The 20,720-nt window shown below is 59.3% G+C and carries 21 protein-coding genes and 1 other RNA gene; 5 read left to right on the top strand and 17 right to left on the bottom strand.

What is annotated here, in order from left to right:
- Positions 1 to 21 precede the first annotated feature (21 nt).
- The 11 genes from murG to rsmI all read right to left on the bottom strand — a co-directional run bounded on the left by murG (position 22) and on the right by rsmI (position 11,988).
- Positions 22 to 1,110: an undecaprenyldiphospho-muramoylpentapeptide beta-N-acetylglucosaminyltransferase gene (murG, locus tag B9H00_RS15485; RefSeq protein ID WP_086901404.1), complete on the bottom strand. Its 1,089-nt coding sequence runs from the start codon at positions 1,108 to 1,110 to the stop codon at positions 22 to 24.
- Positions 1,107 to 2,285, bottom strand: coding sequence for a putative lipid II flippase FtsW (gene ftsW, locus B9H00_RS15480; RefSeq protein WP_086901403.1), 1,179 nt, complete (start codon positions 2,283 to 2,285; stop codon positions 1,107 to 1,109). Before ftsW ends, murG begins: the two co-directional genes overlap by 4 nt.
- A complete protein-coding gene (gene murD / locus B9H00_RS15475) occupies positions 2,282 to 3,649 on the bottom strand; it encodes a UDP-N-acetylmuramoyl-L-alanine--D-glutamate ligase (RefSeq protein ID WP_086901402.1) in 1,368 nt (455 codons plus the stop codon). Before murD ends, ftsW begins: the two co-directional genes overlap by 4 nt.
- Before the next feature lie 15 nt (positions 3,650 to 3,664).
- Positions 3,665 to 4,747: a phospho-N-acetylmuramoyl-pentapeptide-transferase gene (gene mraY, locus B9H00_RS15470; RefSeq protein ID WP_086901401.1), complete on the bottom strand. Its 1,083-nt coding sequence runs from the start codon at positions 4,745 to 4,747 to the stop codon at positions 3,665 to 3,667.
- Positions 4,747 to 6,132, bottom strand: a complete 1,386-nt coding sequence (locus B9H00_RS15465) for a UDP-N-acetylmuramoyl-tripeptide--D-alanyl-D-alanine ligase (RefSeq protein ID WP_086901400.1) — start codon at positions 6,130 to 6,132, stop codon at positions 4,747 to 4,749. The genes mraY and B9H00_RS15465 overlap by 1 nt, the downstream gene beginning before the upstream one ends.
- A complete protein-coding gene (locus tag B9H00_RS15460; RefSeq protein WP_236944304.1) occupies positions 6,125 to 7,597 on the bottom strand; it encodes a UDP-N-acetylmuramoyl-L-alanyl-D-glutamate--2,6-diaminopimelate ligase in 1,473 nt (490 codons plus the stop codon). The genes B9H00_RS15465 and B9H00_RS15460 overlap by 8 nt, the downstream gene beginning before the upstream one ends.
- Complete coding sequence (locus B9H00_RS15455) at positions 7,590 to 9,335, bottom strand: peptidoglycan D,D-transpeptidase FtsI family protein (protein ID WP_086901398.1); 1,746 nt, start codon at positions 9,333 to 9,335, stop codon at positions 7,590 to 7,592. The genes B9H00_RS15460 and B9H00_RS15455 overlap by 8 nt, the downstream gene beginning before the upstream one ends.
- Positions 9,332 to 9,664 (bottom strand): cell division protein FtsL, encoded by a 333-nt coding sequence (gene ftsL / locus B9H00_RS15450; RefSeq protein WP_086901397.1) that lies wholly within the window; start codon positions 9,662 to 9,664, stop codon positions 9,332 to 9,334. Before ftsL ends, B9H00_RS15455 begins: the two co-directional genes overlap by 4 nt.
- A 5-nt stretch (positions 9,665 to 9,669) precedes the next feature.
- Complete coding sequence (rsmH, locus tag B9H00_RS15445) at positions 9,670 to 10,629, bottom strand: 16S rRNA (cytosine(1402)-N(4))-methyltransferase RsmH (RefSeq protein WP_086901396.1); 960 nt, start codon at positions 10,627 to 10,629, stop codon at positions 9,670 to 9,672.
- A gap of 32 nt (positions 10,630 to 10,661) precedes the next feature.
- Positions 10,662 to 11,027, bottom strand: an RNA gene (gene rnpB, locus B9H00_RS15440) — RNase P RNA component class A.
- Between the two features lie 94 nt (positions 11,028 to 11,121).
- The gene (gene rsmI / locus B9H00_RS15435; protein WP_086901395.1) at positions 11,122 to 11,988 is read right to left on the bottom strand and encodes a 16S rRNA (cytidine(1402)-2'-O)-methyltransferase; all 867 of its coding nucleotides are present in this window, start codon (positions 11,986 to 11,988) and stop codon (positions 11,122 to 11,124) included.
- Positions 11,989 to 12,154: 166 nt separating this feature from the next.
- Between rsmI and B9H00_RS15430 the strand changes: the two genes are divergently transcribed.
- From B9H00_RS15430 to B9H00_RS15415, 4 genes are read left to right on the top strand one after another with little or no spacing between them, the layout of a single operon-like run.
- On the top strand, positions 12,155 to 13,885 hold the full coding sequence (locus B9H00_RS15430) for a penicillin-binding protein activator (protein WP_086901394.1): 1,731 nt from the start codon (positions 12,155 to 12,157) through the stop codon (positions 13,883 to 13,885).
- Positions 13,886 to 13,891: 6 nt separating this feature from the next.
- A complete protein-coding gene (locus B9H00_RS15425) occupies positions 13,892 to 14,266 on the top strand; it encodes a YraN family protein (protein ID WP_086901393.1) in 375 nt (124 codons plus the stop codon).
- Between the two features lie 53 nt (positions 14,267 to 14,319).
- Entirely contained in the window at positions 14,320 to 14,913 is a 594-nt protein-coding gene (locus B9H00_RS15420) for a phosphoheptose isomerase (protein ID WP_086901392.1), read from the top strand.
- The gene (locus tag B9H00_RS15415) at positions 14,906 to 15,472 is read left to right on the top strand and encodes a BON domain-containing protein (RefSeq protein ID WP_086901391.1); all 567 of its coding nucleotides are present in this window, start codon (positions 14,906 to 14,908) and stop codon (positions 15,470 to 15,472) included. Before B9H00_RS15420 ends, B9H00_RS15415 begins: the two co-directional genes overlap by 8 nt.
- 103 nt (positions 15,473 to 15,575) lie before the next feature.
- Here B9H00_RS15415 and B9H00_RS15410 read toward each other — a convergent pair whose 3' ends face one another.
- From B9H00_RS15410 to zapE, 5 genes are all read right to left on the bottom strand, one after another.
- A complete protein-coding gene (locus B9H00_RS15410; RefSeq protein WP_086901390.1) occupies positions 15,576 to 16,070 on the bottom strand; it encodes a ClpXP protease specificity-enhancing factor in 495 nt (164 codons plus the stop codon).
- A 96-nt stretch (positions 16,071 to 16,166) separates the two neighbouring features.
- On the bottom strand, positions 16,167 to 16,796 hold the full coding sequence (sspA, locus tag B9H00_RS15405) for a stringent starvation protein SspA (RefSeq protein WP_086623115.1): 630 nt from the start codon (positions 16,794 to 16,796) through the stop codon (positions 16,167 to 16,169).
- Between the two features lie 163 nt (positions 16,797 to 16,959).
- The gene (gene rpsI / locus B9H00_RS15400) at positions 16,960 to 17,352 is read right to left on the bottom strand and encodes a 30S ribosomal protein S9 (protein WP_086623116.1); all 393 of its coding nucleotides are present in this window, start codon (positions 17,350 to 17,352) and stop codon (positions 16,960 to 16,962) included.
- Positions 17,353 to 17,364: 12 nt separating this feature from the next.
- Positions 17,365 to 17,793 carry a 50S ribosomal protein L13 gene (rplM, locus tag B9H00_RS15395; protein ID WP_086623117.1) on the bottom strand — a complete coding sequence of 143 codons (429 nt, stop codon included), beginning with the start codon at positions 17,791 to 17,793 and terminating at the stop codon, positions 17,365 to 17,367.
- 150 nt (positions 17,794 to 17,943) lie between these two features.
- Entirely contained in the window at positions 17,944 to 19,095 is a 1,152-nt protein-coding gene (gene zapE, locus B9H00_RS15390) for a cell division protein ZapE (protein ID WP_086901389.1), read from the bottom strand.
- Between the two features lie 209 nt (positions 19,096 to 19,304).
- Between zapE and B9H00_RS15385 the strand changes: the two genes are divergently transcribed.
- Positions 19,305 to 19,754 carry a YhcB family protein gene (locus B9H00_RS15385; RefSeq protein WP_157663234.1) on the top strand — a complete coding sequence of 150 codons (450 nt, stop codon included), beginning with the start codon at positions 19,305 to 19,307 and terminating at the stop codon, positions 19,752 to 19,754.
- 36 nt (positions 19,755 to 19,790) lie between these two features.
- Here B9H00_RS15385 and B9H00_RS15380 read toward each other — a convergent pair whose 3' ends face one another.
- Complete coding sequence (locus tag B9H00_RS15380; protein WP_086901387.1) at positions 19,791 to 20,546, bottom strand: Nif3-like dinuclear metal center hexameric protein; 756 nt, start codon at positions 20,544 to 20,546, stop codon at positions 19,791 to 19,793.
- Positions 20,547 to 20,720 lie beyond the last annotated feature (174 nt).

Below are 20,720 nucleotides of genomic sequence, written 5' to 3'. Positions count from 1 at the left end.
CCGCTGCGTGCCTGCATCTGATTACTCAAAACCTGTCTCCATACAGCCCTGGGCCATGATGTCGGTCGCCTCCAGCTGCGCCACGCTTCTGGCACGCCGTCCCATTTCCAGCAATCGATGAGCATCCAGCAATTCGCCAAGCGTGTCACTTAACGCCTGTACGCTCGTCTTCGACTGAGGAATCAATTGCGCCGCACCGGCCTCGACCAGATAATTTGCATTGATGGTCTGGTGATCATCCACCGCGTGTGGAAACGGCACCAGAAGTGATGCCCTGCCCGCCGCGGCAAGCTCGGTCACCGTCAGCGCACCGCTGCGACAGACCACCAGATCAGCCCATTCATAGGCCTGTGCCATGTCGCCAATAAAATCGGAAACGTTCGCCTTGACACCTGCTGCCTCATAGGCCTCGATGGTGGCAGCCTCCTTATTGCGGCCGGCCTGATGTCGAATCTCGGGCCGGACATCGTCTGACATCAGGGCAAGCGCTGCGGGAACACGCTCATTGAGTACCTGTGCTCCCAGTGATCCACCCACAACCAGCAGCCTCAGCGGCCGTGCCGTCAGCGCTTCAATCCCGCGCGAGACTTCACCAATCGCCGCGATCTCCTGACGGACGGGATTGCCGATCACGATCGGATGACGAGCGTCGTCAAAGGCATTGGGAAAGGCGGCATACACGCGGCGGGCCAGGCGGGCCAGCACCTTGTTGGTCATTCCCGGCAAGGCATTCTGCTCGTGAATGATCAGCGGCACCTTCATCAGCCAGGCAGCCAACCCACCGGGGCCGCTGGCAAATCCACCCAGCCCGACCACCAGCGATACATCCAGTGATCGAATGGTGCGCCGTGCCTGATGGACGGCCTTCCAGAGTCGCCATGGCGCCTTGAGCCAGCCCAGCGCTCCGTTACCACGTAACCCGACAACCGACACATGGTGCAGAGGAATGCCCGCCTCGGGCACCAGGGTATTTTCGATGCCCCGGGGCGTGCCCAGCCAGTGTATCTCGACCCCTCTTGCCTGCAGGGCGCGCGCCAGCGACAGCGCAGGCACCACATGCCCACCGGTCCCCCCCGCCATGATCAGTGCCTTCCTGGGACGTGTACTCATGCCGGTGTCTCCGCGGTGGCACTGCGAGAGCGTTTGCGTGCAGCGCGACGACGTCCCCTGGTTTCACCATCAATGCGCAAAAGTACCCCGACCATGGCGCCACTGACCATCAGACTAGACCCACCGTAGCTCAGTAGCGGCAGCGTCAGACCCTTGGTCGGCAGGAGCCCTGCATTGACCGCCACGTTAATAAAGGACTGTGAGGCAAAAATGATGCCGATCCCGTAGCAGACGTAGGCTGCAAACAGATGACCACTCTCTTCGGCATTGCGTCCGATGCGAAAACAGCGATAGACCAGCACGGCAAAAAGGGCGACGGCGCCTACGGCACCCAGCATACCGAGCTCTTCTGCCAGCACTGAGAACACGAAGTCGGTGTGTGCCTCCGGCAGATAAAAGAGCTTCTGGACGCTATTGCCCAGACCAAGACCACTCCAGCCACCGCGACCGAAGGCGATCAGCGCCTGAGTGAGCTGATAACCGGAACCGTACTGGTTGGCCCACGGATCAAGAAAGCTGGAAATACGGGCAAGGCGATAAGGCTCCGATATCGCCACAAAGGCGCCAAGCGTTACTACACCGCCGGCCAGCAGTATAAAGCGCCAGAGCGATGCCCCTGCCAGCAGCAGCACCCCCATGGTGGCCGCCAGCATGACGACCGCTGCACCGTAGTCCGGTTCGAGAATCAGCAGAATACACAGGGAAAAGGTCAGCATCAGCGGTGCCATGAAGCCCCACCAGCTGCGACGCAGACGTGTCAGGTGACGCTCGGTATAACCGGCGATATAGATGATCAGACAGAACTTGCCGACTTCGGAGGCCTGAAGGTTGATGGGGCCCAGATGGATCCAGCGGCGACTGCCGTTCACCTCTCGTCCCACGATCAAAACGGCGGCCAGCAGAATGGCCGCCACAAGTAAAAGCGTCGGCCCGTTGGCGCGCCACCACACGGAAGGAATGCGCATGACCAGCAGCGCAATGCTCATGGAAGCCAGCACAAAAATGCCGTGACGAATACTGTAATACCAGGGATTGCCGGTCTGGCTGCTGGCCACCTCCGTTGAAGCCGAGGTCACCATGATCCAGCCAATAACCATCAATGTAATGGCGGAAAGCACCAGCCAGCCATCGATGGCATGGCGCTCGGTAGAAAAACGTTCTGCCAGAGATTTCATGAATGCGGCTGCCACTGTTTAAGCCACGCACAGAAGAGATCTCCGCGCGCTTCGAAGTTATCGAATTGATCAAGGCTGGCACAGGCAGGAGACAACAGTACCGCATCGCCCGGCTGCGCTACGCCCATCGCATGTTGCATGGCCTGCTCGAGCGTGTCCACGACCACGACCGTGACCGATGCCTCAAGTACATGCGCCAGCTGCGCCCGATCGCGCCCGTAGACCACGACGGTTCGTGCATAACGGGAAAGCGGCTCAGCCAGCGGCGCAAAATCAGCGCCCTTCCCCACGCCACCGGCCAGCAGCACCAGCCGCCCGGACAGGGTCATGCCGATGCCTTCGATGGCCGCAAGCGTGGCGCCCACGTTGGTACCCTTGGAATCGTTGATCCAGGTCACCCCATTGATGTCCGCCACTCGCTGCGCCCGATGCGGCAGGCCTGCAAAGTGCGTCACGGTCTCGATCAGACGCTCACGTGGCCAGCCGGACTCGTGCCCCACCGCCAGCGCTGCCAGTACGTTAAGAAGGTTATGCTGACCCGGCATCATGACATCGCGTGCCGCCATGACTGTCTGTTCGCCCTGCATGAGCCAGACCTCGTCACCGCACGAGTCAAGCCCCCAGTCGTGGCTGCTAATGGGATGGTCACTGCCAAAGGAGCGCGTACGCACCACACGAGCCGCATCGCATGGCATGGTGGCAGGATCATCACGGTTGATGATGGCGACACCGGCCCCGTTGAAGATCTGCTGCTTGGCGCGCCCGTAACCGGCCATGCCGTCATGCCGGTCCAGATGGTCACTGCTGAGGTTAAGATATACGGCCACATCGGCATTCAGCTGCGGCGTGGTTTCCAACTGAAAGGACGAAAGCTCCAGCACGAAGCATGCCGCCTCAGGCCGCTGCGCCAGAAGGGTCAGCGCCGGCGTCCCCAGATTACCGCCCACGGCCACATCGATGCCGCAGGCATGGGCCATATCCCCAACCAGTGTCGTCACCGTCGATTTGGCGTTGGAACCGGTAATGGCAATCAGCATGGGACGCTGGTCCCGCTCGTTCAGCGCCTCAACGAAAAGTGCGGTTTCACCCACAACCTCCGGACCGGAGCGCGGCAGGCCGGGCGTGCGGACATCGACACCGGGACTCAGGATAATTCTGCCCGCCCGCTCAAGTGCCAGTGCACTCAGATCACCGCAGTGCACCGCGACGTCGGGATAAAGACGCTGAAACTCGGCAAGCCCTGCCGGTTGTGCGCGAGTATCGGCCATGACAAAGGGCTCGCCCCGGCGAATCAGATGCTCGGCGATGGCCAGTCCCGAGCGGCCAAGCCCGACAACAACACTATGATGCGACTCGATCAGCATGAGGAAGTCGCCATATCAGCGAATTTTCAGAGTGGCCAGACCCAACAGGACCAGCACCACGGTAATGATCCAGAAACGGATGATGACACGCGGTTCAGGCCAGCCCTTCAACTCAAAGTGGTGATGAAGCGGCGCCATGCGAAACACACGTCGGCCGGTCAGCTTGAACGAGGTTACCTGTACAATGACCGAGACGGTCTCCATGACAAAGACCCCGCCCATGATGAACAGCACGATCTCCTGTCGCACGGCGACCGCCACCATCCCCAGAGCAGCGCCCAGTGCCAGCGCACCAACATCGCCCATGAATACCTGAGCCGGATAGGTGTTAAACCAGAGAAAGCCCAGCCCCGCACCGATGATGGTGCCACAGAAAACGGCCATCTCGCCGGCACCGGGCACCGAAGGAATGTGCAGATACTCGGCAAACATGGCGTTGCCGCTGGCGTAGGCAAAAACACCCAGCCCCATGGCAACCAGCACGGTCGGCATGATCGCCAGCCCGTCCAGACCATCCGTCAGGTTAACGGCGTTGGAGCTGCCCACGATCACCAGATAGGTCAGCAGGATGAAAAAGGGTCCCAGCTGAATCACGATGCTTTTGAAAAACGGCACGATCAGGCTGGTTTCGACCGGAGAGGCCGACGTCGCATAGAGCGCCACGGCCACGGCAAGGCCGATCACCGACTGCCATAGATATTTCCATTTGGCCGGCAGGCCGCGTGGATTCTTTTCGACCACCTTGCGATAGTCATCAACCCAGCCGATCGCTCCAAATCCCAGTGTGACCAGCAATATTAGCCAGACGTAGTGATTGCCAAGGTCAGCCCACAACAGCGTGGAGATCGCGATCGACAGCAGAATCATCACGCCCCCCATGGTGGGCGTTCCAGCCTTGGACAGATGCGACTGCGGGCCATCATCACGAATCGCCTGTCCGATCTGACCGGCGACCAGCCGTCGAATGACCCAGGGGCCAATCATCAATGACAGCAAAAGTGCAGTCAGCGTGGCCAGAATCATTCGCAGGGTCAGATAACCAAAAACGCTGAAACTGGTTTGAAAGGAAGAGAGCAGTTCGGCAAGAAAAAGCAACATTATGAATAATCACCTGAAGATTCTGATCGAAGCGCATTGACCAGACGGTCCATTCCGGCGCTGAGAGATCCCTTGATCAGCACGCTGGCATTGGTAGGCAGAGAATGTTGAGCAAACTCGATCAGCGAGGCCCAATCATCGAAATGGCGCCCACGCTCCCCAAAGGCAGTTGACGTCGCTCTGGCAGGTTCGCCGATCGTGATCATTCGATCAATATCGAGTGTGCGAGCGTACCGCCCCAGCGCCTCATGCGCCTCGTCGCTGTAACGTCCCAGCTCGCCCATGGCACCGAGAAAACACCAGCGGGGCCCGGGACGCTGCACCAGCGTCTCCAGTGAAGCCCGCATGGCGCCCGGATTGGCGTTATAGCTGTCATCAATCAGCGTGGTACCGCGAATGCCTTCAACCATCGCCATTCGCCGGGCCACGCCTTCGGCCTCGTTCAGACCTGCCAGAATATGTGTCGATGCACAGCCCATGGCATGCGCCACGGCAGCGGCACCCAGCGCATTCATGACGTTATGACGCCCCATCAGCGGCAGCGCTACTCGCCCCAGCGCATCGCCATCGATGGTGAGTGTAAACTGATAAAACCCTTCATCACTGACCATATCAATGGCCTGAACGCGGGCAGGCACATCAATTCCGAAGTCCAGAACGTCATGACGGGAGGCAAGCGCCGCCCAGAGACCATAAAAACGATCGTTGCGATTGAGTACCGCAATGCCATCAGGCGACAACCCCGACAGTATCTCGGCCTTGGCTTGGGCAATGTGACCGGCACTACCGAACTCGCCGATATGGGCATCGGTAACGTTGTTGATCAATACCACATCCGGGCATGCCAGCGCGGTCGTCCAGGCAATTTCACCCGTATGGTTGGCACCGGCCTCGATCACGGCCTGCTGACAGCGCCCGTCAAGCTGCAAAAGCGTCAGCGGCACGCCGATATCGTTATTGAGATTGCCGCGGGTGGCATGTGTCGGCGCGCTGCGCGACATAATCGCCTCACAAAGGGCGCGCACCGTGGTCTTGCCACTGTTGCCCGTAATGGCCGCCAGCCGCCCCTGCCACTGAAGACGGTGATGACGCGCCAGCAGTCCGAGCGCCAGCCTCGTATCCGCTACCACCAGCTGTGCGATGTCGGTCTCAAATGCGGTATCAACAATCGCAGCGATGGCACCGCGATCACGGGCCGTCTGGAGAAAATCATGGCCATCGAAACGCTCACCGCGAAGCGCCAGAAACACGTCCCCTGCCTGCAGGCTGCGGGTATCAGTGACAATGCGACAGGTGGCGGCTCGCGCGAAATCACCTCCCGGGTCGATAACGGCATCGGCAGGCAAACGCAGTGCTTCAATGATTTTGGGCGGTGTATCACTCATGCCAGTGGGCCTCCAGCGCCAGAGACGCCACGTCCATATCGCTGAACGGATAGCGTACGCCCTGAATCTCCTGATAATCCTCATGCCCCTTGCCGGCCAGCAGGATAACGTCCTGCGCGCCCGCCCTGGCCACGACATCGGCAATGGCTTGCGCCCGCCCGGCCACTTCGCGAACGTGCGCACCTTGCGGCATCTCCGACATGATCATGCGGCGGATATCCTCGGGTGGCTCACTACGCGGATTATCGTCGGTCACCACGACTTCATCGGCAAGCAGTGCTGCCACGCCCCCCATCAAGGGGCGCTTGCCGGTGTCGCGATCTCCGCCGCAGCCCAGCACACACCAGAGCCTGCCCGGCACATGCTCACGCAGGGCCAGGAGCGCATTGCGAAGTGCATCGGGCGTGTGAGCGTAATCCACCACCACCGCAGGTGCATCGGGCCGTGCCAGCAGCTGCATTCGCCCGGGAACAGGGGTCAGTTGCTCTGCCGCCTTCATCAATGCGTCCAGCGGACTGCCAAGCCCGTAGAGGGTCGCGATGGCCAGCAGTACATTATCCAGATTGAAGCGCCCCATCAGCGAAAGCCGCAGAGTCCGTTCCCCTTCCGGTGTCATGATGCCTGCCTCAAGGCCAAGACGCTGCGCCTGCCAGCGGCGCACCTGAAAGTCATGACTGTCCTGGCTGCCGACCCTCAGCACGCTCGCCTTTTTGGACACACCCGCCAGCATCAGGCGGGCCAGGGCATCGTCTGCGTTGACAACGGCAAGCTCAAGCTCGGGACGCTGAAAAAGACGAGCCTTGGCGGCGGCATAAGCGGCCATGCTCGGGTGATAGTCCAGATGATCGCGGCTCAGATTGGTAAAGACCGCCGCACGAATACAACAACCGCTCAGGCGATGCTGATCAAGCGCGTGAGAGGATGCCTCCAGCGCCACGCGTTCGGCACCGGCAACCGCCAGTTCGCGCAGACGCTGCTGCAGCGAGATGGCATCCGGCGTGGTCAGTCCGGCGTGCTCGAGCATGCCCGGGCGGCCACTGCCCAACGTGCCGATCAGACCGGCAGGCGTTGCCAGCGCCTCGCTGAGCGCAGCGATGTAGTGCGTTACCGAGCTCTTGCCATTGGTACCGGTCACCGCAATCTGCTCAAGCGAGTCAGGCACCCCCATGACCAGTGATGCCAGTTGACCCAGCCGCTCGGGCAGATCATCCAGTATCAGCAGATCATCGGCCGTTTCCTGCCAGGGCGGAGCCACAAGAATCAGCGCTGCCCCCCTGTCGCGCGCCTGGTCAATGTACTGTCGACCATCGACACGGGTGCCGGGCAGCGCCACAAAAACATCACCAGTCTCGACATGGCGTGAATCCAGCACCAGACGTGCCTCATCCGCCAGCGGCAGCGTGTCGGTGTCGGGCCAGAGCCGTGCAATGGCATCGGCCAGCGTGCTGGTCGGCAAATCAGGCACCAGGCGCCTCCTTGCTCTGATCGTCGGGGGGAACATCCAGAAGGCGCAGCGCATTGCCAGCTACTCTGGAGAAGATGGGCGCAGCCACCAGGCCGCCGTAATACTCTTTACCCTTGGCATTATCGATCGAAATCACGGTCACGATGCGAGGATCGCTGGCCGGTGCAATGCCAACGAAGTTGGAGCGATAGGCCTCTTTCTGATACCCCGTATCGCCAATTTTTCTTACGGTACCGGTCTTGCCGGCCACCCGATAGCCTTCAAGCGCCGCACGCGTGCCACCACCGCCGGGTTCCACGACCGTTTCCATCATCTGGATCAGTTCGTGAGCTGTCTTTGAGGACATGACCTGATGCCCCTCGGGTGGCTTGTTCAGCTTGAGCAGCGAGGGCGGCAACTGCTTGCCATCGTTGGTAATCGCCGTATAGGCACTGGCGAGCTGTACGGCATTGACCGATAGCCCATACCCGTAGGAGAGCGTGGCCCGCTTGGCCTTGGACCAGCTGAACGGCGAAGGCAGGCTGCCGGTGGCTTCTCCGGGGAAGCCAAGCCCGGTGGGATGCCCCAGCTTCATCGAGTCATAGACGTTCCAGATGGCATCATCCGGAAGGGCCAGAGCCATATGCGTCATGCCGATATTGGAGGAGTGGGTAATGACCCCGGTCATGTCCAGCTTGCCGAAGTTGCGAGTGTCCTTGATGGTATAACCATCCACCATCATCCAGCCGGGGGTGGTATCCATGGGAGTATGCGGCGTGAACTTGCCCGACTCGAGCCCCGCACTCATGGCCAGGGGCTTCATGACCGACCCCGGTTCGAAGGCATCGGTCAGCGACCGATTACGCAATCCTGCCGGATCCACGCTGGTGCGATTATTGGGGTTATAGGATGGCAGGCTGACCATGGCCAGCACCTCGCCCGTATGGGCATCCATCATTACGAGGGTGCCGCTGTCAGCGTTGTGTTCATTGACCGCCGCCTTGAGCTCGCGATAGGCCAGATACTGAAGGCGCAAATTAATCGACAGCGTCACATCACCGCCCGGATGAGCCTCTCGAATCATGTGTAGATCACGCACCAGCTGACCCTTGCGGTCCTGAAGCACGCGACGCTGCCCCGGACGACCGGACAGATAACGATCAAAGGCCAGCTCCAGTCCTTCCTGACCGTGATCATCGATATTGGTCATGCCCACCAGCTGGGAAGTTACTTCACCGGCCGGATAGTAGCGCTTGTACTCGTGACGACCATGCACACCGGGAATATCGAGTGCCAGCACACGGCTGGCAGGCTCGGGCGTGACCCGCCGCTTGAGATACATGAACTCCTTGTCGCGGTAGCTTTTCACCCGCGCCATAAAGTCCGCGGGCCGCTCATCCAGCGCCTTTGCCAGTCGAGTCAGCTGTACCGGGTCCTCGGGAAGGTCCTTCGGATTGGCCCACAGGGTCACCACGGGGGTAGAAACCGCCAGCGGCTCGCCATCGCGGTCGGTAATCATGCCACGGTGGGCATCGATGCTCTGCACACGAATGGTTCGCGAGTCCCCCTGGCCCTGCAGGAACTGATGGTCGAAAACCTGTAAATAGACAATGCGCCCGACCAGCACGGCCATGGCCATGAAGATGATGGCCAGTACGAATCGGTAACGCCAGATTGGCATGGCCGCCACATGACTGGCAGCCGTATCCCCGCCATACATGCGCGCATTGCGTCCGACGCGGCGGTTTTGTTCACTCATGGCCGCATGACCCTGGTGTGGTGGACATCCGGCACATGCATCTCGAGACGATCACGCGCCAGATTTTCGATACGTGAAGGGGTCGACCAGGTACTCTCTTCCAGCAGCAAACGACTCCAGACCGTTTGAAGCTGGTCATGCTTGTGCTCCATGGTCTGAAGGCGCGCATATTGAGAGCGCGTGTGATAGGCCGTACTGATCACACCCAGCGCTGAAAAGATGACCAGCAGCAGCATGGCCAGAATCACGCCATGCAGGAAGGTCAGGCGGAGCCGAAAGGGCCACTGCCATTGACTGCGCGAAGGAGAGCCGGAAGTGCGTTCAACCATGGCGACTAGCTCTCCTGCCCCAGCTTGCGAGCCACACGCATGACTGCGCTGCGGGCACGGACATTAAACCCGGTTTCCTGATCATCCGGGCGAATCGCCTTGCCGACAGGTGCCATGTCGCGACGAATCTGGTCCTCGCGAAGCGGCATGTGCCGTGGCAGGTGCTGATCGCCCCGTGACTTGTCACGGATAAAGCGCTTGACCAGACGATCTTCCAGCGAGTGAAAACTGATCACCACCAGCCGTCCATCGGGAGCCAGAGCCTCAAGCGCGGCCTCCAGGGCACGCTCGAGCTGACCCAGCTCATCATTGAGATGAATACGAATGGCCTGAAAGGCACGTGTGGCAGGATGGCGTCCCTTTTCCCACGCCGGATGCGCCGTCTTCAAAAGCTCGGCAAGTTCCACGGTACGGGTAATGGGGGCTTCCTTGCGCTGCGTGACGACCGCCCGAGCCAGACGCCTGGCAAAACGCTCCTCGCCCAGACGCTTGAAGACGTCTGCCATCTCGCGCTCGGAGGTTTCGGCAATCCATTGGGCCGCACTGATGCCCGAATCGGGGTCCATGCGCATATCAAGCGGGCCGTCGCGCATGAAGCTGAAACCACGGCTGGCATCATCAAGCTGAGGAGACGACACGCCAACATCCAGCAAAATGCCGGAGAGCTTGCCGTGGACGCCCTGCTGACGCGCTACTTCGCCCAGATCAGCAAACGTGGCGCGCGCGATACTAAATCGTGAATCCTCGATGTCTGCGGCGGCGGCAAGTGCATCAGGATCGCGGTCGATGGCGACCAGGCGCCCCTGATCACTCAGGCGGTCAAGGATGGCGCGGGAATGCCCGCCACGCCCGAAAGTGCCGTCCAGATAGAGGCCGTCGGGCCGCTGAACGAGGGCATCGACGGCACCCTCAAGCAGGACGCTTTCATGCTTGTGGTCTTGCCGGATACCTGGGGTCTGATTCATGAGGACTCAAGGGATGTTTCAAGGGGAAAACAGGTGGGAGTCGGCCTGTAAGCCGGGTTCTGTCGAGAACAGTCATTCCTCTAGGGCGTTCGTCACCGAACGCCTCAAGCAACCTACCCGAACCCGACGCGGGCCACGCCAATGGGTTCCTATTCGGTCTTGCTCCGGATGGGGTTTACCATGCCACGACCTGTTACCAGGCGTGCGGTGCGCTCTTACCGCACCCTTTCACCCTTGCCGTCGGTGCCGAGAGACCCGACACCGCTTGGGCGGTCTACTCTCTGCTGCACTTTCCGTCGGCTCGCGCCGCCCAGGCGTTACCTGGCATCCTGCCCTGTGGAGCCCGGACTTTCCTCCCCCGAACCCGAAAGTTCAGCGGCGACTGTCCGGCCGACTCCCAAGCGCGCAAGAATATCAGTGCCGAACCCCGGCTCCAAGCGCGTTAACCATTTTTATCCTTGTGCACCGGCCCTGGTGACCTACAGGCAACAATTAATTACAAAAACCACCATCCTTGATCGCCTGCGCACGCTGATACCAGTCGCTCTTGCGACCACCCAGTATACGAGTGGCCACACTGGCCGATTGCTTGACCCCCACCCCCTCCTCCAGCAGCGAGGACAACAGCTGATCACCATCAATCTGGCCGCTGTCGGCGGGTGCCTTTTCAGGCGCCGGCGCCATCATGACCACAAATTCACCACGCATCTGATCGGGGTCATCCATCATGCGCGCCAGCAGAGTGCTCGCCGTCCCCTGCAAAAAGGTTTCAAAGGTCTTGGTCAGTTCACGAGCCACGACAAGGTGACGTTCACCGAACACGATCTCGATATCCTCCAGCAACTGGCGAATCCGATGCGGCGACTCATAGAGCACAATCGTTACCGGCAGCTCGACAACGTCGCTCAGACGCTGGCGTCGTCCGGAACTTTTGGCCGGCAAAAAGCCTTCGAACAGAAAACGCTCGGTCGGCAGCCCTGCAGCACTCAGCGCCGTGATCAGCGCGCTGGGTCCGGGAATGGGAATAACGGTGTAATCGGCCTCCCGCAGTGCCTGCACCAGACGATAGCCGGGGTCAGAAATCAGCGGCGTGCCGGCATCACTGATCAGCGCAACGCGCTGACCGTCATCAAGCGCTTGTCGGATGCGCTCGATTCGCGAGGTTTCATTATGTTCGTGAAGCGACACCAGCGGCACCCTCACCCCGATATGATCGAGCAGGCGCACGCTGTGACGGGTATCTTCTGCCGCGATCAGATCGGCCTGTGCCAGGGTATCCATGGCGCGTCTGGAGAGGTCGTCAAGGTTACCAATCGGTGTGGCAACCACGTACAATGCGCCCTTGCTAAAACTATTCATGTCATCACACTACACTGGTTCGGACGCGTCATTGCTTTCGGATTTGCCTGTGTCATGACCAAAAACGGTACAGGCTCGACTGGAGCTGCATGGTACGCCGTGCAGTTCGCGGACGCCACGCTGTGGCGCCATCATGGAGACCGGCAAGAAAAGGAACTGCCCAGGCATGCGAACATCATTTACCAGACTGGCCGGCGCGGCCATGGTGGCACTCACACTGGCAGGCTGTGCCGGCACATCGGGCATTGTTAATCGCTTTGGCGGTCAGTCGCCCAACGACCTGCTGACCCAGGCCCAGCAGCAACAGGGCAGCGAGGCGGCCGCCACCCGCCTCCAGGCGGCCGAACTGTTTCAGCGTCAGGGCGACAACCAGCGCGCATTGGACATTGCCAACTCGCTCGACCGTTCGGTCCTCTCCAGTGATCAGCAGCTTCGATGGGCACTGCTGAGCTCGCGCGCGGCCCTTGAATTACAGGACCCGCAGACAGTGCTGGCCGCAACCAGCCTTCTGGATAGCGCCGCGACCCTGCCGGACAACGAAAGAAATACGCTGCTTGAGCGCCGCGGCCTGGCACAGGCCATGAACAACCAGCCGTTCGATGCAGCGCAGACCCTGATTGCCCTGCAGCAGCAAACAGACGACACCCAGCTCAATGACACCATCTGGCGACAGCTCAATCGCCTTGATCCGGGCCAGCTTGATCAATTGGCCGGCCAGGGCAGCGTGGCTGCCGGCTGGGCAGAGCTTGCACGACTGCAGCGCCAGCAGGGTGCCAATATTGGCGCTCTGACCGATGCCATCAGCCAGTGGCAGTCCAATAATCCTCGCCACCCCGCTTCTCGTCGCCTGCCGTCAGACCTGGGAGCACTGGACGAAATCCGTGACCAGGAGATCCGCAAGATTGCGGTATTCCTGCCTCAGAGCGGTCCGCTGGAATCCATCGCCACCGCGATTCGTGAAGGCATCGAAACACGCGCTGATGATGTCCGAAGCCAGGGCGGGCAGGTTCCCGAGCTGGTTTTCTATGACACTACCGGCCAGGACATCGAAAGCCTTTATGCGCGCGCCACCATGGAAGGCGCCCAGGCCGTCATTGGACCGCTCAGCAAGGAGCAGGTCTCTCAGCTGGAGACTCGCGATAGCGTTGCCCTGCCGACGCTGGCGCTCAACTACGGTACGCATGATCACAACAGCGCCCGGAATCTGTTCCAGTACGGGCTCTCGGCCGAGGACGAAGCGCGTCAGGCAGCCCAGCGCGGCCAGCTCGACGGTCGTCACAGGGCGGGCGTCATGGTGCCAAACAATGAGTGGGGCAGCCGCGTCCTGGGTGCCTTCCAGAAGCAGTGGCAGCAGGAAGGCGGTGAACTGGTCAGCGTCCAGAATTATGATCCTTCCGCCTCTGCCACCTCTGCAGTCAAGTCAGTACTCGATGGCGGTCGTGGCCGACCGGACATGCTGTTCCTGCTGGCCCTGCCCGGCTATGCCCGCCAGGTGCCTCCGACCCTTGATTACTACAACGCTGCCAATCTGCCCATCTATGCGACCTCACACGTCTATGAAGGCTCGCCTCAGCCGAGGCTCGACCACGACCTTGATGACGTGATGTTCGTGGACATTCCCTGGCTGATTCCCGAAGCCGCTGCCGGCGGCAGTGACGCCCTGCCCTTTGAGTCGACTCGCGAGCGGCTTATCCATGATGATCAGCCATCCATGATCAAGCTTCATGCCATGGGCGTTGATGCCTTTGAGCTGGGACGTCGACTACCGGTCATGAACGCCATCGGAGGGTTTGAACTTTACGGCGCCACCGGCCGATTGGCCCCCGGTCAGGATGGCCGGGTCGTTCGCACCCTGCCCTGGGCCGTCTTCCGTAACGGTCAGCCAACGCTGCCCTGAGTTAACGTGGCCTTTCGACCCTTCAGCAATCGCCAGCGCGGTCATGACATCGAGTCGTTGACCGCGCAATGGCTTGAACGACAGGGTCTTGTCATGGTCACCCGCAACCAGCACATCCGCGGCGGTGAAACCGATCTCATCATGCGCGATGGAGAGACGCTGGTCTTTATCGAAGTCCGTTATCGTGCCAGTGCTTCGCACGGCTCCCCGCTGGAAACCATCACACCTGCCAAGCAGCGAAAGCTGATCCGGGCGGCGCATTTTTATCTACTCGACAAGCGGTTATCATGCCCCTGCCGCTTCGATGCGGTCGGGGTGACGGGAGAACCTCCCGGGCATCTGCACTTTGACTGGGTCAAAAGCGCCTTTGACGCCTTTTGAGTCCGGTAGTGACGCCGCGGAAATATAACGCCATTGACAATGTGAAGAGTGCCATGGACTTTCAATCACGCATCATCGATCAATTTAACGCCAGTATCGACGTCAAGACCTGGTCGAGCGAGGTCCTGCCGCCCTTCATCGAAACGGCCAGCCAGATCATGGTCCAGAGCCTGATCAATGACGGCAAGATCCTGACATGCGGCAACGGGGGCAGCGCCGGTGATGCCCAGCACTTCTCATCGGAACTGCTTAACCGCTTTGAACGCGAACGCCCAAGCCTGCCGGCCCTGGCATTGACCACCGACTCTTCGACCATCACCTCGATCGCCAACGATTACAGCTACAACGATGTCTTCTCCAAACAGATTCGGGCGCTGGGTCAGCCTGGTGATGTTCTACTGGCCATCTCTACCAGCGGCAACTCCGCCAACGTCATTCAGGCCATTCAGGCCGCCCATGATCGCGACATGATTGTGGTCGCCCTGACCGGCCGAGACGGTGGCAACATGGCTTCACTTCTGGGACAGGAAGATTGCGAGATTCGGGTCCCGGCGACCGTCACCGCTCGTATTCAGGAAGTGCACCTGCTGGTCATTCACTGTCTTTGCGATTTAATCGACCACCAGCTCTTTGGCAGCAATGAATAAATATACACTTTTCCGACTTACAGGCACCCTGCTGCTCGGCGTCGCGCTTGCGACCAGCGGCTGCAGCACTATCACCGGCAGCAACGGTTATGGGACTCGTACCAGCTATGCCATCGACCAGGACACGCAGACTGCCCGCATGCTCTGGGACAGCATTCGCGCTACCGACAGCCTGGATAACACCCATATCAATGTCGATGTCTATAACGGTTTTGCATTGCTGACCGGTCAGGTAGGGACCGAAGCCCAGAAGGCACAGGCAGGCGAACTCGCCACACACCTGAACGGCGTGCGCCACCTGCGCAACGAGTTGAGCGTCGAACCCAACAGCTCAACGCAACAGCGACTGCAGGACACCTGGATCACGTCGCGTGTGAAGGCCCGCATCACCGCCAGTAATCACATCAACAGCGACAGGGTCAGGGTTCTGACCGAGAATGGCACGGTGTATTTGATGGGGATGGTTCGCGCCAGCGAAGCAGACTACCTTGTTCGGCTGGTCTCACAGACCAGCGGCGTAAAACGCATCGTCAAGGCCTTCGAATATCTGGGCGTATAAGCCCCCGCAAGCTGCCTACCCTTGCCCGATATAAAAAACAGGCAGTCATAAAAAAACGGACCCGCCATCATGGCGGGTCCGTTGGTATAACGATAGCGGGCGATTACTTGATGACTTTCAGGGACGGGCGTCCCTTGGGCGGGCGTGAACCGCCGTCGTCGTCATCATCGTCATTTCCACCCTCGCCATGATCCTCATCCGTTCTTGCCACCGCGCCCAGATGAGAGTCCCGCTCGTCGAGGTCATCATTATCGGGCTCGGCCGAATCCGAAGCGTCGTCCGGCATGACAGGCTCCTGACCGAAGACCATGCCCACACCGTTTTCACGCGCATAGATGGCAATGATGGCATCGATGGGCAGCTCAACGGTCATCGGCTGGCCGCCAAAACGTGCATTGAAAGCCACCATGTCGTTTTCCATGAAAAGCTCTCGAACGGCGCCCGGACCGATATTGAGAACAATCTGGCCATTCTGGACGAACTGTTCTGGTACCACCACACCCGTGCGCTCGGCATCGACAACGACATAGGGTGTGCAGTCGTTGTCCAGCAGCCACTGATACAACGCACGAATCAGATAGGGACGGCTGGAATGCATGATTTCACCTCACTGAAGAATGCATCAAAATATACGTCCTGCGCATCAATCAGTATGTTTGCTGCAGGCAATGACCTGCCTGCAGCGATGATCCGATCAGGTTCGAAGTTCGCGCTCTGACTCAAGAAGCGATGCCCTGAAGGCATCTCGCGCGAACAGTCTTTCCATATACCCCATCAGCGGCTTGACCTGCTGCTCGGGCAGCTCAACGCCCAGTGCCGGCAAACGCCAGAGGATGGGGGCCAGGCAGCAATCCACCAGCGAAAACTCTTCGCTCATGAAAAAAGGGATATCTTCAAAAATCGGGCTGATGCCGATAAGGCTCTCGCGCAATTCCTTGCGCGCCTGCTCGACTTCCTTCTTGGAGCCCGGCGACAGAATACGCTCCACCATCGGGCACCACTCACGCTCGATACGATGCATCCAGAGGCGGCTTTGCGCTCGCGCCACCGGATAGACCGGCAACAGCGGCGGATGCGGAAAACGCTCATCCAGGTACTCCATCATGACCTTGGACTCATAAAGAACCAGATCACGATCGATCAGTGTCGGCACACTATTATAAGGATTGAGGTCGGCCAGCTCCGCCGGACGATGCTCATCGTTGACTTCAATGATGTCAACGGAAATCCCCTTTTCGGCCAGCACGATCCTGACGCGATGGCTGTAATGGTCGTCACTGCCTGTATAGAACGTCATTGACGATCGTTTGGCCACAACACCCATAGAAAGTCCTCACTTTAATGACGAGCTGGATAATAACACGAGAGCACGCCTTTCGGTTGCCGGATTGGCAACCACAGCGCTTAACAGAAATGCAAAAACTGTCCTGCAGACACAAAAACGCCCGGGGAAAACACCCGGGCGTCCTGTGACATGACGTCGAAGCTTAACGCTTGGAGAACTGGGGACGACGACGTGCCTTGCGAAGACCGACCTTCTTACGCTCGACCATACGCGCATCACGCGTGACGTAGCCGGCGCTGCGCAGAGGTGTACGCAGTTCTTCATTGTATTCCATCAGGGCACGAGTGATGCCGTGACGAATGGCGCCTGCCTGTGCAGAACCGCCGCCACCCTGAACGGTGACATAAATGTCGAACTGTTCGGTCAGCTCGGTCAGCTCGAGCGGCTGGCGCACGACCATCTGTGCGGTCACGCGGCCGAAGTATTCGTTGAGCTCACGCTTGTTGACCGTGATCTTGCCATTGCCCGGACGCAGAAAAACGCGCGCGGTAGAGGTCTTGCGGCGGCCTGTGCCGTAGTACTGCTGCTGTGCCATGAAAATGTTCCTTTAGAGATTCAGTGCCTGGGGTTGCTGTGCCGCATGAGGATGCTCACCACCGGCATAAACCTTCAGCTTGGAGTACATGGCGCGACCCAGCGGGCCCTTGGGCAGCATTCCCTTGACGGCGATTTCGATAACGCGCTCGGGAGCGTGGTCGATCATCTGCTCGAAGTTCATCGAACGCAGGCCGCCCGGATAACCGGTATGGCGATAATACTGCTTGGCAAAGGACTTCTTGCCGGTCACACGAACTTTCTCGGCGTTGACAACAACGATGTAGTCACCGGTATCAACGTGAGGCGTATATTCGGGCTTGTGCTTGCCACGCAGGCGGCGAGCGATCTCGGTTGCCAGTCGACCCAGAGTCTTGTCTTCCGCGTCGATGACATACCAGTCGCGCTGCACGGACTGCGGTTTGGCGCTGAACGTCTTCATGTATGAATCACCATGGTTGTGGCGAGAGCGTGGCTTCTGCCCTGCCAATCCCTATTTTTCTTGGTTGTTGCCCCTGCAGGCAGACACAACAACGATAAGCGAGCGCGCATTGTACAGAGCCAGCGTCCGACGAACAAGGGATAATCACATTCAGGGCTTGTGAGTCAACGCCAGATAATCGCTTGATTGCATCTCCTGCAAACGCGACACGGTACGCTCGAATTCAAAGGCAAGCTCGCCACCGCTGTAGAGCGATTCCGGCTCGGCTTCCGCCGACATGACCAGCTTGACGGCGCGATCATAGAACTCATCTACCAGATTGATGAAACGGCGCGCCTGATCCTCGATGGCCGCCCCCATGACCGGTACATTGGAAATCAGAACGCTGTGATACTGCCTTGAGAGCTCGATATAGTCGTTTTGGCTGCGCGGGCCATCACAAAGCGTTTTGAAATCGAACCAGACCACGCCCTCATGGCAGCGGCGAGCCTTCAGCGCTCGCCCATTGATACGCAGTGTCTCTTCTTCACCCGGTTCTCCTGCCAGATGCGCAAAACTCTCCTGCAAGGCCTCGTCAGCACTGTCACCGGCCGGTGTATGAAACACCTCTTCGCGGGTCAGTGTGCGCATTCGATAATCGATCCCCGCGTCGACATTGACCACCTCGCAGTGGCGGTTGAGCAGATCGATGGCGGGCAGAAAGCGATCCCGCTGCAGACCGTTTTTATACAGCTCATCCGGCACGATGTTGGACGTTGTCACCAGCACTACACCCTGGGCAAAAAGGGCATCGAGCAGATTGCCGAGGATCATGGCATCGGTAATGTCCTTGACGAAAAACTCGTCAAGGCAGATGACTCTGGCCTCACCGGCCAGTTTTACCGCTACCTGAGTCAAAGGATTTTTCTGACCCTTGTGAATTTCAAGTTCCTTGTGCACCCGCTGCATGAAGCGATGAAAGTGCGTGCGCATCTTGTCATCAAAGGGCAGGCTGTCATGAAAGGTGTCCACCAGCCATGTCTTGCCTCGACCTACGCCGCCCCAGAAATAGAGCCCCTTGATATCGGGCTCGGCAGGCGCGCTCGGCGCTGACGGAGCACTTTTTTTGCCAAAAAAGCCTGACATTTTCGACTTGATCCCATTATCCGCCGCAGCTGTGGCAGGTTTCGGGCGCGGCCGACTGGTCAGCGCTTCATAAAGACGCTGGAGATGCTCGACGGCCTTCTCCTGAGAGCTGTCATGCTGGAAGCCTTCGCGTTCAAGATCCTGCCGGTACTGTTCTCGCGGGGAAAGTCTGGACATGTTATCTGGTGCCTTGCGGAAGATCGGATGCTCATGATTGTACAGTGTGACACGCCCTGAATCGTCCTGTCGGTAGTGAGATGTCAGCGCTTGCGGGTACGATTATGTCGTGAGTGAATTGACCCGGACAATACGACGCCTTCTATAATGGCCTATCTCAGGGTCACGCTGGTCGTGCATGCAATCAGCATCAAAAGAGGGGAATAGCGGTGAACGAAGGCAATATTGATTGGGTAGTCGCCATTGTGGCACTGCTGGCAGGTATCGTGATCGGCGTGCTGATTCGCCATTTTTCGGGCAGCCAGAGAGCCACCAGCCAGAAACTCAAGCAGCGTCTGGCCGAAACCGAACTTGAACTCAAGGAACTGCGCGAGAACGTGAACACGCACTTTGCGGACGTCACGACGCTGGCACGCAATATCACTCGCCAGAGTGAAGAACTTCAGGCCCGGCTCGACGCCGACGTCAGCGCTCTGGCCAGCGACCCGTCACTCAAGCGCCGCCCGAATACTGATGCACTCGAAGAGAGCGAAGAAGATACCGGCGCTCTTCACATCCCACGTGATTACGCCGACAGCAATGGAACGCTTGATGAAAGCTACGGGCTGCGTCAGAAGCAGGAAAATCACGGTACCGACCCGCAACCTCCCCGCTATTGATCACATCATCACTGTCGCCGGCCCCCCCGGCGACAGCTATACCGGATTGTCGATATCGACAAAGCGATGCTCGATATCATGGCGCTGTGCCAGCCACTCGCCCAGTGCTCTTATACCATCACGCTCGGTGGCATGATGGCCGGCCGCATAATAGGTAATCCCCATCTCCCGGGCCAGATGTGTGGTTCGCTCCGACACCTCACCGGAAACAAAAGCATCCATACCGGCCTCTGCCGCATCAATAATCATGTCCTGCGCACCGCCCGTACACCATGCAATACGTCGGACAGGGCGATCATGACCTGAAATCATCAATGGCTTGTGTGCCAGCTGCTGGTGAAGCTGCTCGGCCAGCGTCTGCTGCGAGCACTCGGCCATCTCGCCATGATATAAAAGTCCCTGCCCCACCTCACCGTCAAGGACGCCCCGTACCGTCCAGCCCATGCGCTGCGCCAGCAGAACGTTATTGCCAAGCGTCGAGTGCGCGTCCAGCGGTAGATGCCAGGCCACCAGATTAATGTCATGACCCAAAAGCGTGGCGATGCGGCGCTGCTTCATGCCGGTAATCGCCACCGGTTCGTTTTTCCAGAAATAACCATGATGAACCAGCACCATATCAGCCTGCCATGCCACCGCTTCATCGAGCAGATTCTGGCTGGCCGTCACTCCGCTCATGACACGCCTGACCCGTTCACTACCCTCCACCTGTAGACCATTGACGGTAAAGTCCTTGAAACGCTGCGGCGCGAGCAGTGACTTCATGTCTTCCAGCAACACCCTGCGCTCAGTCATGCTCTTGTCTCCCGGCCATCGATTTTGAAAGTGTCACACCAGTATCAGGCATTGCTGACCACTGAGTGATAAACTCGCTCAACTTTTATACGACATTGCGACCGGCACAACACAAGGCAGCTTCCCTGCCTCAAATGCCGGTTTGAACAACCTGCAAGTCTGCAGCTCCGGGCT

This window comes from Kushneria marisflavi, assembly GCF_002157205.1.
GTDB lineage: Bacteria > Pseudomonadota > Gammaproteobacteria > Pseudomonadales > Halomonadaceae > Kushneria > Kushneria marisflavi.
The sequence above is the reverse complement of the archived record's forward strand: the minus strand, read 5'-3'. Positions and strand labels throughout refer to the sequence as shown.